Here is a 13,305-nt window from a genome sequence, read left to right on the forward strand (position 1 = left end):
CAACGATCGTGAACGGCTCCGAGTGCCCCGATGGTTCAGGCAGGCACTGGCGTCCGCCAGGAGGCCGACGGGCTTTCGGGCGCCCGTACGCGAAGAGGCGGTCACCGGAAGATCCGGTGACCGCCTCCGACACGCGGCGGATGTTATTCGCAGGTGCCCGCGAAGGTGGCTCGGGTCACCACGTCGGTGTCGGCCGCGGTGGTGTCGAGCCAGGCCACCCGCTGGCCGTCACCGAGGGACGGGGCCAGCTGGGCGCCGGACGAGCAGGAGGCGCGGCTGAAGGCGCCGGTCCCTGCGACCACGTCGGCGGTACCGGCGACCTGGACCTTGATCATGTCCGGCCCGCTCCAGCCACCGAGGCCGCTCCAGGCGTCGTACGTCGAGTAGGCGAAGTAGTCGTCGGTGACGGAGAACTGGGCGAAGTAGGTCCCCGTCGGGAGGCGCAGCTTCGCCCACTTGGCCAGGTCGTTCAGCGGCGCGGACATGAAGTTCGTGGAGCCGAACAGGCTGATGTTCTCCCGCCAGAAGATGCGGTCGGAGGTGAACTGGATGTCGCCGACGGAGTTGAAGAGGAAGCCGCCGATCCGCTTGCTCTGGGTGGTGCCGGCGGCGATGTCGTAGAGCCTGACGTAACTGCGGTCGGCGCCGTCCGCCCAAGCGATGCTGCCGTGCTTCATCGCCAGTCGGCCGGCCCTGGTGCCGGGCTCGGGTGTCACGTTGACGGTGGTGCCGTCGGCCCTGCGGAGCATGACGTCCTGCTCGCCGTCGGGGGTGGTGCGGATCCAGGCGAGGCCGCCGTGGTCGGTGACCGGCTCGGTCTCGTCGGCGTCGGGGTCGTCGACCAGCTTTTTGATCGCGCCCTGCCCCTTGTGCCCCGCGGCGTAGATGCCGATGCCGTCGGCGGCGATCCGGGTGAAGACGATGCGGTCGTCGTCGAGGGACGGGTCGAGCAGGTAGGCGTCGTCCTGAGCGAGCTCGTGCTCCGAGTTGCCGTGCTGCTTGCTGAATCGGCCGACGGTGATACCGAAGGCGGCGCCACCCCGGTCCCAGGCGATCGCGTCGCCGTGGCTGATGGCGTAGACGTCGCCGTTGATCTGCGCGGCCTGCTCGTCCACGCCGCCGTACACCTCGTAGGCGGGCAGCACCTGGGCGCCGATGGCGGTGCCGTCGTGGGTGCCGGCCTTCTGCTCCCAGCTGTCCTCGATGCCGTGGGCGTCGAAGGCCTTGCGGATGACGGCGAGGTCGCCTCCGGAGACCTTCAGGGACTTGGCGGCGAGGGTCATCGCGTTACGCATGTCGGTGAAGCCGGACAGCGGCGTGAGGTAGTTCTGCGCGGCCCGGTAGACGATCTGGTCCGCGAGCTCAGGGGCGAGGCTCTTGCGGATGTCCCACATGGCCCCGCCGACGATCGTGGAGTTGGCGTGCACGCCCCCGTTGTCGAAGTCGAGCGTCATGGGGTCGTAGTCGGTCTGCGCGCTGCGGCCGTCGTTGAGATCGCGTAGAGCGCACTCGTCCAACGGCTTGGTGCCGTTGCACAGGTACTCGCCGATGAGGCCGGAGGTGGGGTCGCTCATGGGGATGCCCTTGTCGGCGGTCTCCATGGCGTTACCGAAGTAGTCGGAGATCGCCTCGTTGAGGGCGCCCGACTGGTTCAGGTAGACGAGCCCGGCGGAGTGCTCGGTGACGCCGTGGGTCATCTCGTGGCCGACCACGTCCAGCCCCACGGACAGCGGCACGCCGTTCATGTGGCCGTAGACCATCTTGGACCCGTCCCAGAAGGCGTTGGCGTAGTCCTTGCCGTTGCTCGCGACGTTGACGACGGAGTAGATCGTGCCGCCCTTGCCGTCGATGCCGTCGCGGCCGATCTCGTTCTTGTAGAACTCGTAGACCTTGGCGGCGTTCAGGTGTGCGTCGACCGCGCCGGAGGAGGTGTTGGTGCCGTCGAACCGGTCGCTCGCGGCGGTCGCCAGCGGAATGTCCGCCGTGACCGGGCCACCCGCTACGACCGAGTAGCTCTTGCGCTGGGCGTCGTACGTGCGTATCTGGCCGCCGGTCCGCGCGAACATGTCCCGGGTGGAGTCGACGAGGGTGTACGACCCGCCCGTCTCTTTGTTGATGTTCAGCTCCGCCTCGGAGCCGTCCACGCGCACGCCCGTCCCCTTGGCCGGCGCGGCGTCCGCGGCGTCGATGTTGTTGTACGAGAGGGCGATGCCGCCGATGTTCGCGTCGACGTACACCTCCTGGCGCACCGGGCTGCCGTTGGCTTCGGCGCCCGTGACGGTGAAGTGCCAGGCCAGCTTGCCGCCTCGGGCGTCCGGCAGGACGATGAGGCCGTGGCCCTCGGTCTTGGCACCCTTGACCCGCGACAGCTTCGCGTCGAGGGAGAACATCCGCTTCTGGGCTGCGGCCTCGGTGACGCTCGGTGTGGTGGAGACCGACAGGTCCGTGTAGAGGGTGCCTGTGGCGGAGATGACGTTCTGACCGCCGTCCGCCGCCTCGGTCTGCACGGCGTATTGGGCGCCGAAGACCGGTACCCCGTCGTGCTCCTGCTGGAAGCGGACGGACGACTGCTTGCCGTCCTTGCTTGTGCTCACGGTCTCAAGATCCGTGACCGGAACCTTGTACGTGTCCTGATGGGCCTTCAGGTGCGCCCGTGCGGCCTGGGCCGGAGTGCCCTCGCGGACCGTGTCGTCGAGACGCTGAGTCATGGTGGGCGCGACGGGCACCCGGTCGCCGGCCACGGTCGTGGCAGGCGGCGCTTCCTCCTCGGCCCAGGCCGGTGACGTCAGCAACGTCGAGCCGGTGGCCGCGACGACCACTGCGGCAGCCAGGACACGGCCGAGCCGTCTTTGTCGTGTCGGGAACACGTTAACCCTCCCCTATCGCACAGATGCGTGAACTCGCCCACCTGCGTGAGGTGTGGGGCCCCCATGCGGTCGGTGCCTAGATGGTTCGGCACGCTCGGTGGGGTGTACAAGGGATGCCTCTGGCGTGAACACGCCGAGGCGTAAATACGCCTCAGACGGCGCTGTGTTCACTCCGGTTCGGGAGGTTTTGCGCGTCCGCCCCGTCCAGCCAGCCGCTGCGCGCCGCACGCCAGCCGAGCTGGAAACGGGTGGCCGCCCCCACCTCGACCATGAGGGACTGCAGGCGCCGCTGGACGGTACGGTGCCCCATGCCGAGCTGACGGGCGATGGCGGCGTCGGTGAGTCCCACGTACAGCAGGGAGACGATCTGGCGGTCCACGGCGTCGAGTTCGCCTCCGTCGGTGCGCCCGGTCCCCGGGTCCGTCTCGGAGGGCAGCAGGCGCCAGCCCCTCTCGAAGTGCGCTTCGAAGAGCGAACTGAGCGCGGTGAGCAGTCCGGTACCGTGCACGGCCAGCGCGACCGGGTCGACGTCGTCGCGCTCCGGGGCGAGCGGCAGCAGGGCCATCCGACGGTCGACAATGATCAATTTGGTGACTCCTCCCCGCCCTGAAGGGACGGGGCTTCTCGCTATGCCGTGTGGGCGTTGCGACGGACCAGCCCGGCCCGTAGAATATTGAGTGCTCCCACTGTGTCGGCGTGCGCCGTGTGTCCGCACGACTGGCAGAGGAAGGTCTCCTGTGTGGGCCGGTTCTCCTTGGAGACGTGCCCGCATTCGGGGCAGGTCCGGGAGGTGTTGCGGGGGTCCACGGCGATCACTTCCCGTCCGGCGCTTTCAGCCTTGGCGTACAGGATCGTCAGGAACACCCCCCATCCGGCGTCGGCAATGCTGCGGTTGAGTCCAGCCTTCGCCGCTGCCCCATTGGGCAGGAATGCGCCCGCCTGCTCGGGGTCGGGCTTCGGTGCGGGGGCCCTGCTCATGTTGCGGATCTCGAGGTCTTCGTGCGCGATGACATCGTGCGCCCGGACCAGGTCGAGCGCGGTCTTGTGCGCGTGGTCGAGCCGCTGGCGACGGACCTTGCCGTGCCACCGGGCGACCTGGTCCACTGCGCGCTGGTGGTTCCTGGTGCGGTCCTTGGCCTTGCGGCGCGGGAACCTGGACAGGGCCTGCTGTGCGGCTTCGAGTTTCGCAGCAGCGCGGTGGCCGTGGCGCGGGTTGGAGACGAACTCGCCGCCCGAGTCGGCAAGGAAGTTGGCTATGCCCAGGTCGATACCGACCACGCTGCCGGTCGTCGGGAGCGGTTCGGGCTGCTCCTGTTCGGCGGTCAGCACGACGAACCACTTGCGGCCCTCACGCTTGACCGAGACGGTCTTGACCCTGCCGACCACCGCACGGTGCTGGTTAACCCTGACATGCCCGACCCCTTGCAGCCGCACGCGGGTGACAGGGTCGTGCGGGGTGGAGTCCCACCGGCAGCCGTCCCCGTCCTTCGGGAACTCCACCGTGTCGAACCAGCTCACCGAACGAAAGCGCGGATAGCCGGGCGTCTGACCGGACTTGATCCGGCGGAAGAACGCGGCGAACGCTTTGTCCAGCCGGCGCAGCGTCGCCTGCTGCGAGGAGAACGACCAGCGCCCCTGACGCTCAGGATCGAACGCCCTAATGTCCTTCAACTGCCCGGACTGCATCCCGTACCGGACGGTGGTCCTCGATACATGCCGGTAGGCATCCCGTCGCTCCTGTAACGCCCCGTTGTAGAGCGAGCAGTGATCCCGCAGCATCTCGCCAAGCGCGATCTGCTGGCCCGTGGTGGGCCGCATCAGGAACTTGTACGCACGAATCATCCAGCCCACCCCCCCTTTTGGGTCAGTCCGGTCAACATAGCTGGCGCCACTGACAACGCAGAGAACTCCGGCGCTCCACGCCTCCGGGCCAGGGATCGCATTCCCGCCCGGCCTGAAGGCCGGGATTCCCCGCGAAGATCAGGGATGGGAAGTTCGTCGACCACGGAGATGTGCTGCCCCTGAGCGGCGTAGGCGGCTGCGGTCGCTGCCATTTCGGGACGTTCGAGCCAGTCGCGCTCGATGACGCTCCGAAGGGCGATCCCGCGCCGCATCAGCACGTCTTCGATCGCGTCGGGGTTGTCCTCGACGGTGATCAGTGAGTGGACCTCACGCAGCGGCATCATGGTGCACACCTCGATGGTGGCCTGATCCTGCATCAGCAGGAGCCTGCGCCGGATCGCAGCCGCTCCCGACAGGACCTCGACCGGCGCTCCCGACGCGTGGGCCTGCGCGGAGCGGTGCCGTTCGGCCAGAGTTGTCACGAGCGACTCGACGCGGCGCAGGGACGCCCGGCGGGATTCCAGCAGGGGGCCGAGAGCGAGCACGGGGGAGGCGGCCCGGTAGTGGATCACGTCGTCGCCGTCGGGTCGGGCGCTGGCGAGACTGCGTTCCACCAGGACGTCGAGGGCGCGCGCGATATCTTCGGCGCACCCGGTCGACTCGCCCGCGAGCGTGCCGGGTTCACTGTCGGGCCGGTCGACGAGGAGCCGGTACACGGCGTCCTCCAACGGCTCCAGGCCGAGAAATGTGAGCAGGGATGCCTCTGCCGCATCCGGGACGACGGGGGTGCCGCCGGACGGGCGAGGACCGTCGGCGCTCAGTGCCGTCCCTCGACGCAGTCGCGCACGGGAACACCTGACCCTCGCATCGGACACATGCCTCGACACCGGAGTGTCCTGGTCCCTGCCGCACCGTCGGCCACTGTTCCCCGCCCCCTGTCGTCGTACCGTCGTCGCCCAGATGATCACATGATCCGGCTGGCTCCGTGCGTGATACGACGGCATTCGGGACGGGCGGAAGGCGATCCGGGTGCGCCGGCGCCGCTCGGGGAATGGCCGGTCCCGGGCCTGCCTTCACGAACGCGATCCACGCCGGCCGTGGAGCGCCGCGACCACCGCGCCAAGGCCGTCGTGACCACGGACTGACCAGTTTCCGACCAGGGCCTGTGCACGGGCAGCCGGCCGAGTGGACCCGGGGACTCGTGCCGTACTGCACCCGGCCGAGCGCTGCGGCTCTGCCGTGCGGCGGCACGGAAGCGAGGGGCGAGAGACGGAGCGTCTGCGCGACCGGAGTGCCGAGCCGATCCGGCTGAGGGAGCATGCTGCTGGAGCCCGAGGACGAGCGACGATGTGACCGGCCGGCCGATCGCCCGCATTGTCTTCCGGGTGATGTTCCTCCCGCGGACGGGTGTCGGAAACCACAGCCGCCCGGCCGGTGCACAGGCTGTTCGAACAGGATGAATCGGCTCTCAACGGTGGCCGAGCCGATCCCCGTCAGAAAGGAACTCTCCATGGATGAGCAAGGTGAGCACTTCGACGTCGTCGTACTCGGAGCAGGCCCGGGCGGATATGTCGCCGCCATTCGAGCAGCCCAGCTGGGCAAGCGCGTCGCTGTTGTCGAGGCCAAATACTGGGGCGGGGTCTGTCTGAACGTCGGTTGCATCCCCACCAAGGCCCTGCTGCGCAACGCCGAGCTGGCGCACATCGTCACACGCGAGGCCAAGACCTTCGGCATCAAGGTCGAAGGGCAGGTTTCCTTCGACTACGGTGAGGCGTTCCGGCGCAGCCGCCGTGTCGCGGACGGCCGGGTCAAGGGTGTCCATTACCTGATGAAGAAGAATGGGATCACGGAGATCAGCGGCCGTGGCACGTTCGTGGACGCGCACACGCTCGACGTGGCCCTCTTCGACGGCTCGACCCGGAGGATCGGCTTCGACCACTGCATCGTCGCCACCGGAGCGACTCCGAAGCTGCTGCCCGGAACCCGCCGCACCTCACGCGTAGTGACGTACGAGGAGCAGATCCTTGCGGAGGACCTGCCTCAGTCCATCGTGGTCGCCGGCGCCGGGGCCATCGGTGTCGAGTTCGCGTATGTCTTGCACAACTACGGGGTGAAGGTCACCGTCGTTGAATTCCTGGACCGGATGGCGCCGCTGGAGGACGCGGACGTCTCTGCCGAACTAGCCAGGCAGTATCGGAAGTTGGGCATCGATGTGCTCACGTCCACCCGCGTCGACTCGATCGACGAGTCCGGTCCGCAGGTCCGCGTCACGGTCATCGGCAAGGATGGTGCACCACAGGTCCTGGAGACCGACAAGGTTCTGCAGGCGATCGGCTTCGCACCGAACGTCACCGACTACGGCCTGGAGAGCACCGGCGTACGCATCACCGAGCGCGGGGCGATCGATATCGACGGCCGCTGTCGCACATCCGTACCGCACATCTACGCGATCGGCGACGTCACCGCAAAGCTGATGCTCGCGCACGCCGCCGAGGCGATGGGCGTGGTCGCGGCCGAGACCATCGCGGGAGCCGAGACCATGGAGCTCGACTACCCGATGATCCCGCGCGCCACGTACTGCCAGCCGCAGATTGCCAGCTTCGGCTGGACCGAGGCGCAGGCACGGGAGAAGGGCTTCGACGTCAAGGTTGCCAAGTTCCCCTTCACCGCGAACGGCAAGGCCCACGGACTGGGCGACACGACCGGCTTCGTGAAGCTGATCAGCGACGCGAAGTACGGAGAGATCATCGGCGCTCACCTGATCGGCCCGGACGTCACCGAACTGCTGCCGGAGCTCACCCTGGCCCAGCAGTGGGACCTGACGGTCCACGAGGTGGCTCGCAACGTCCACGCGCACCCGACGCTGGGCGAGGCGGTCAAGGAGGCCGTGCACGGGCTCGCAGGGCACATGATCAACATGTGAGAAGGCGGCGCCACCCGTTGCCCCCGGACTCCGTCGGCTCCGTCGCCAGGGGCCGGGGAAGACCATGAAGCCGCCCCGGACGGCACCTCGCCCGGCGGTGGCTGCGGCATGCCCGCCTTCTGCAACCTCCCGGACGGGCGCGGCAGCATCCGCCAGTCGGAGGCGTGGTGGCCGGAGCCGTGCACCTGCCTTTCGGGGAGCCGGCGACTGTCTGCGCGACCCCGCGCCGCGCCACGCGGGGCGCACACCGCTTCCGGCGCCGCAGTAGCGGCTCCGGGATCAGAGTCCGAGGTCGCTGAGACTGGGGTGGTCGTCGGGGCGGCGACCGAGCGGCCAGTGGTACTTGCGGTCGGTTTCCTTGATCGGCAGGTCATTGATGCAGGCGTGCCGTACGGCCATCAGCCCGTTCTCATCGAATTCCCAGTTCTCGTTGCCGTAGGAGCGGTACCAGTTGCCGGAGTCGTCGTGCGATTCGTACGCGAACCGCACCGCGATCCGGTTGCCGTCGAACGCCCACAGTTCCTTGATCAGCCGGTAGTCGAGCTCGCGGGTCCACTTGCGCGTCAGGAACGCGACGATCTCGTCGCGTCCCGTTACGAACTCCGCCCGATTGCGCCAACGCGAGTCCTCCGTGTAGGCCAGGGAGACCTTCTCGGGGTCACGTGTGTTCCAGCCGTCCTCTGCCTGGCGGACCTTCTCGATTGCGGTCTCCCGTGTGAACGGGGGGACGGGCGGGCGTGCGGTCATGACTGCTCCTTCAGGACTGGGCGCTCTGACGTCGACGCTAGGGCTGCCTGTACCCGCTTGCCAGTCGACCGCACCCACTCCGCATGGCGTTTCGCGGCACCGACGTAGTGCCGGCCGTCCTCGCCGGGCGGCCCGCAAGGGGAGTCTTCGCGGTCTGGGTGAATTCGGTACCGACACGTGCACCGGCTGTCGTGGTGTCGGCCACGCGCCAATCCCGATCGATCCCGGGACACCCGCCGATCCGACTGACGCTTCCATGCCTGACCTGAACGAGTGCTTGCGGCATTGCGTGCTGGTTCACGCGCTGAGGCCGGCTCCGGGCCCGTCACCGCAGCAGACGGATCTCCGACAGAGGCAGCCGCCACTCGCCCAGCAGCACGACAGGATCCGGCGGGCCGAAAACGCGGAGGGGGCCAGGACGCCGCGCGCGGCAGCTTCAGGCGACAACGGCGCCGGCCCGACCTGCTGGGTGGCCGTCAGAGCTGCACGCGCCACCTGGCGATCATTGCAGAGGCTGATCGCCTTCGGGGATCGACGCCAGACCGGTCACGGACAGGATCGCCCCGACTGTTTCCTCAACCGTCTGATCAGCGTTGTCGATCCAGGTTCCCTGCTGCCCGAGTTCGGAGCGCATCGCCATATCCAGGGGCGACCAGTCCGTGGTCAGGACCTTCTCCCGTGTCTGGTTGCGCTGCCACGCGACCGCCGGGCCGGGAGCCAGAACGATGACGTGGAGCGGCACGGCGGCCAGCGTCGTGCGATAGAAGTCGAGGTGGGCACGGCGGACCACAACATCGTCGAGCACCGGGATGAAACTTGCCCGCGCGAAGCTCTCCGCCAGAAGGCACGCGTTGCGAGCCCGCAGGAAGATCTGCCGGTCGGCTTCCGCGTTTTCGGCCGGAGAGGGCCATTGCCCACCGCTGACGATCATCTGCTGGAGTGCGTCCACCTGGATATGGGCCGACATCCGGACCCGGCCGGCCAGCGCTTCGGCCACCGTGGACTTCCCACTCCCGGGGATACCGGTCAGCAGGACAGCCCCGGCAGCCGGCTCGCGGTCGATGGGTACCGGATTCAAGCTCATACGAGGTCTCCGATGAAATCGATAAAGGCCCTGAGCTTACGCGCTGCCCGTGATCCGCCGATTCGACGACTACTCGGTCCAGGCGTGAGACGAAGAGTGGGGCGCAGCGAGGCGCCCGGCGATGCGCGTCGCCCGGTGAAATCAGTTGACGGGCTTGGCTCCTCGGGCATTTCTTTGGCGGATGGTCAAGATGCATGCTGATGAGACGGACATCGACGCAGACCTCGTCAGGCGGCTGGTCAGTGGACGGTTTCCGCAGTGGGCGGATCTGCCGGTCGAGCGGCTGACCTCTGGGGGTACCGTCAATGCGGTCTACCGGCTCGGCGACACACTGACGGTCCGGCTTCCTCTCACGGAGGGCGGCGCCAAGGATGTGGAGCGGGAGGAACGGTGGCTGCCCAAGCTCGCTCCCGGTCTGCCCGTCACTGTTCCGGCCGTGGTCGCAACGGGGCAAGCCGCCGAGGGATATCCGTGGGCCTGGTCGGTGCATCGGTGGATCGAGGGTGAAAGCCCGGTCGAGGGACACCTCGACAAGCCCGAGCTCCTCGCGTGCGATCTGGCCGAGTTCATCAAGGCGATGCGAAACACCCATGTCGAAGGCGGGCCCAGCGCCTACCGAGGGTCTCCGCTGGCGAAGGTCGATGCCCGGACACGCGCCGCGATCGAGGAACTGCGCCACGCCGACGAAGTCTTCGACGCCGACGCGGCGGTGGCTGCCTGGCAGGACGCGCTCGCCGCGCGGCCGTGGAGCGCAGCACCCCGCTGGGCGCATTCCGACCTTATGCCGAGTAACCTGCTCGTCGCCCGAGGCAGGCTCACCGCGGTGCTTGACTTCGCCACCGTCGGCGTCGGTGACCCCGCCTGCGACCTGATCCCCGCGTGGAACCTGCTGCCGTCCTCGACCAGGGACGCGTTCCGGGACGCCGTGGACGTCGACGACGCGACATGGGCGCGCGGCCGTGGCTGGGCCCTGGCCATGGCCGTCATCCAACTCCCGTACTTCCGCAATACAAACCCGATCATTTCCGCCAACGCCCGCCACGTCATCCGCGAGGTTCTCGCCTCCCGGTGCGCTGATCGCCAGGAGACGCTGCGAGGGCACGGACACCGTGAGGGACCAGGTTGAATCATCTTTCGAGGCCCCCACGAGCGGCGGCCGTCGAGCTGTGTGACCGGTTCGATTCCCCGGCCCGTCTCGCTGCCGGAGGCACGACAGGGCCTCTGCCGGCTCACCGGCAACGAGTTCATCGACCGCCTGCGCGAAGCCACTCCCACGAGATGGTCGCTGCGGGGGATCGTGGCGTTCGTGACCTGTCAGGGGAGGATGGAGTCGACGTATCCACCGTCCGCGCGCACGGCCCCGCCAGTCGTCGCGGAGGCGAGGGCCGAGCTGAGATAGACGGCCATGTTTGCAATCTCTTCCGGTTCGATCAGTCTCTGCAGGAGGGACTGAGGCCGGTGCTTGACCATGAACTCCCGTTGCGCTTCGTCCCAGGGAAGACCGGGGTCGACGAGTTCGTACACAAAATCCTCGACGCCGCCCGTGTGAGTCGGCCCGGCGATGATCGAGTTGACGGTTACTCCGGTGCCGGCGGCGTCCTTGGCGAAGCCCCGCGTGACAGCGAGCAGAGCCGTTTTCGACACGCCGTAGTGGATCATCTCCACCGGGACGGCCACGGCCGAATCGCTTGCGATGTTCAGGACTCGCCCCCAGGAGCGGTCCTTCATGGCGGGGAGATAGGCGCGGATCATTCTGACGGCGGACAGAACATTCACGTCGAAGTACTGGCGCCACGCCTCGTCGCTGATCTCCAGGGCAGGGGTCGCCCCGAAGATGCCCAGATTGTTGACAAGGATGGCGACGTCCGGGGCTGCCTCGATGACCTGCCGGGCGCCGTCGTCGGTGGTGATGTCGCCGGGCGCGGCGATGAAGCAGTCACGGTCCGTTTCCTGCCGCAGTTTCTCGATGGCATTGTCCACGGACTGCGGGCGGCGTCCATTGACAGCCACGCGGGCGCCGGAATTGGCCAGTCCCGCGGCAATGGCAAAGCCGATACCTTGCGTGGATCCGGTGACGAGCGCGGTCTTGCCGGTGAGATCGATGAGCACGGTTTCTCCTCAGACACGTGGTTGGTGCGACACGGCCCGTGGCCGCCGGTCGGTGCGAAGGTGTTCAAAGGCCGGCAGCCGGCGAGCGTGCGACGGGCTCCTCGTTCCACAGTTTGGTGGTGACGAACAGTTCCTCGCGGGGGATGCCGGAGGACGCCTGAGCCCGGCCGACGCCCGTCTCATTGCCGTGGACCACTGCCGTGCCGATGCTCCGGTAGCCGCAGTCGAGGGCGGTGGTGACGGCGGTGGCGGCTTCCTCGTCCGGAATCTGGAAGACGCCGAAACCGAGCTGCGGCATCACAACACCGTTGTCGAGCGTGACGGTCGGAGTGGGAATGCTCATGGACCGATCCTTCCGCGTCGTGGGTCGGCAACGACGGCATGGCGCGTGCAGGGGATCGGGAAAGACCCTGAAGGGTGATGGCGGGCCTCCCGCAAGGGCCACCGGCAGGGCCCGTCGACCGGTCCCCGCGGCGGTTCGGCGGACCCGATCGCCTGATGGAGAGGGGTGTCTCGGCCCGGCGACGGGCCGGCACACCCCTCGGGCCCTCAAAGTGGGGTGAGGACATCGCCGGATCGCGGGGAGTTGGACCGAGATGAGTGTCGAGCGGGTGGGAGTCGTCGTCCACCAGGGCCGCCCCGAGGCCGTTGTCGCGGCGCGCGTCGTACGCGATTGGTGTGCCGGTGAAGACATTCCATGCACGGACATCGACGTGTGGCGCGACGACGAACGTCGGCGCGGCGGGCGGGAGGAGGCCGATGTCGCAGGCAACCCGGGTCTCATTGTGACGCTCGGGGGCGATGGGACGTTTCTGCGTGGTGCCAGGATCGCTGCCAAGATCGATGGCGCCGTTCTGGGGATCGACCTGGGCCGTGTCGGCTTCCTGACCGAGGTGCCGGCCGAGGACGTCGTCCGGGCGCTCGACGCCGTCCACCGCGGAAGGGCGGCGGTCGAGGAGCGCATGCTGCTGACGATGAGGGCCTCCCGGGTGCTCGAGGTGCCCAAGGACATCGACGCTCTGATGGGCTACGGACGACGCCCGATGCTGCCGCCGCCTCAGGTCGACCGGGACGCGGAGGCCGGGGCGGAGGGCTGGGGTGTGGCGTTGGATGTCACCGCTCTCAACGACGTCGTCGTGGAGAAGCTGGCGCGTGACCGGCAGGTGAGTCTCGGCGTCTATGTCGGCGGCCGGCTTCTCGCCTCGTACTCGGCCGATGCCGTCATCATGGCGACCCCCACCGGGTCGACCGCCTACAGCTTTGCCGCAGGCGGTCCGGTGGTCTCACCTCGCATGGATGCCGTCATCTTCACACCCGTCGCGCCGCACATGACCTTCGACCGCACGGTGGTCGTAGCGTCGGACGAACCGATCGCGGTCCGGGTCCTGCCCCATTCGGGACAGGGCGCGGTGACGATCGACGGCCATCTGCGTGGCGTGTTGGATGCCGGGGACTGGCTCGGGGTGTACGCGGCCCCGCGTCGTCTGCGGGTCATCAGACTCGGCCCGCACGACTTCTACGGGCGGCTGCGGACACGTCTTCGCCTCACGGATGCTCCGGCCACGGCCGCCTATGGGGAGAGTGCACCGCTCTTCCGTCCTGACGGTCCGGTTCCGCGTGACCTGGCCCATCTCCATTTGTCCCTGGCGGACAGGGACGCGGCCGGCGGTGGTTGAGGCGGGGCGGGGGACACTCATGGGTTGTCGCGCTCCGTGATGACCGCCGCGTTCGCC

General features: G+C 68.2%; 10 protein-coding genes and 1 pseudogene. 3 read left to right on the top strand and 8 right to left on the bottom strand.

All coding sequences use genetic code 11. From position 1 onward, the window contains the following. Positions 1–143 precede the first annotated feature (143 nt). The 4 genes from OHA03_RS39450 to OHA03_RS39465 all read right to left on the bottom strand — a co-directional run bounded on the left by OHA03_RS39450 (position 144) and on the right by OHA03_RS39465 (position 5,584). Positions 144–2,867 carry a M4 family metallopeptidase gene (locus OHA03_RS39450; protein ID WP_267008793.1) on the bottom strand — a complete coding sequence of 908 codons (2,724 nt, stop codon included), beginning with the start codon at positions 2,865–2,867 and terminating at the stop codon, positions 144–146. Between the two features lie 151 nt (positions 2,868–3,018). Next, complete coding sequence (locus OHA03_RS39455; RefSeq protein ID WP_267008794.1) at positions 3,019–3,453, bottom strand: hypothetical protein; 435 nt, start codon at positions 3,451–3,453, stop codon at positions 3,019–3,021. Between the two features lie 41 nt (positions 3,454–3,494). Next, positions 3,495–4,709, bottom strand: coding sequence for a transposase (locus tag OHA03_RS39460; protein ID WP_267008795.1), 1,215 nt, complete (start codon positions 4,707–4,709; stop codon positions 3,495–3,497). After that, positions 4,706–5,584, bottom strand: a complete 879-nt coding sequence (locus tag OHA03_RS39465; RefSeq protein WP_267008796.1) for a hypothetical protein — start codon at positions 5,582–5,584, stop codon at positions 4,706–4,708. The genes OHA03_RS39460 and OHA03_RS39465 overlap by 4 nt, the downstream gene beginning before the upstream one ends. A 635-nt stretch (positions 5,585–6,219) precedes the next feature. Between OHA03_RS39465 and lpdA the strand changes: the two genes are divergently transcribed. Then, the gene (lpdA, locus tag OHA03_RS39470) at positions 6,220–7,632 is read left to right on the top strand and encodes a dihydrolipoyl dehydrogenase (protein WP_267008797.1); all 1,413 of its coding nucleotides are present in this window, start codon (positions 6,220–6,222) and stop codon (positions 7,630–7,632) included. 279 nt (positions 7,633–7,911) lie between these two features. Here lpdA and OHA03_RS39475 read toward each other — a convergent pair whose 3' ends face one another. Together OHA03_RS39475 and OHA03_RS39480 are read right to left on the bottom strand one after the other, a co-directional pair. Further along, entirely contained in the window at positions 7,912–8,379 is a 468-nt protein-coding gene (locus OHA03_RS39475; RefSeq protein ID WP_267008798.1) for a nuclear transport factor 2 family protein, read from the bottom strand. Positions 8,380–8,881: 502 nt separating this feature from the next. Beyond that, positions 8,882–9,463, bottom strand: coding sequence for an AAA family ATPase (locus OHA03_RS39480; protein WP_267008799.1), 582 nt, complete (start codon positions 9,461–9,463; stop codon positions 8,882–8,884). 190 nt (positions 9,464–9,653) lie between these two features. Here OHA03_RS39480 and OHA03_RS39485 point away from each other — a divergent pair, with 190 nt between their 5' ends. Then, complete coding sequence (locus tag OHA03_RS39485; protein WP_267008800.1) at positions 9,654–10,589, top strand: aminoglycoside phosphotransferase family protein; 936 nt, start codon at positions 9,654–9,656, stop codon at positions 10,587–10,589. A 188-nt stretch (positions 10,590–10,777) separates the two neighbouring features. Here the strand turns inward: OHA03_RS39485 and OHA03_RS39490 are convergent, their stop codons facing one another. Continuing rightward, entirely contained in the window at positions 10,778–11,572 is a 795-nt protein-coding gene (locus tag OHA03_RS39490) for an SDR family NAD(P)-dependent oxidoreductase (RefSeq protein WP_267008801.1), read from the bottom strand. A gap of 97 nt (positions 11,573–11,669) precedes the next feature. Further along, positions 11,670–11,915: pseudogene (locus OHA03_RS39495) on the bottom strand (aldo/keto reductase); the annotation flags it as partial. A gap of 253 nt (positions 11,916–12,168) precedes the next feature. Between OHA03_RS39495 and OHA03_RS39500 the strand changes: the two are divergent. Beyond that, positions 12,169–13,248, top strand: a complete 1,080-nt coding sequence (locus OHA03_RS39500; protein WP_267008802.1) for an NAD(+)/NADH kinase — start codon at positions 12,169–12,171, stop codon at positions 13,246–13,248. Positions 13,249–13,305 lie beyond the last annotated feature (57 nt).

This window comes from Streptomyces sp. NBC_00154 (genome assembly GCF_026342835.1).
Classification (GTDB): Bacteria; Actinomycetota; Actinomycetes; order Streptomycetales; family Streptomycetaceae; genus Streptomyces.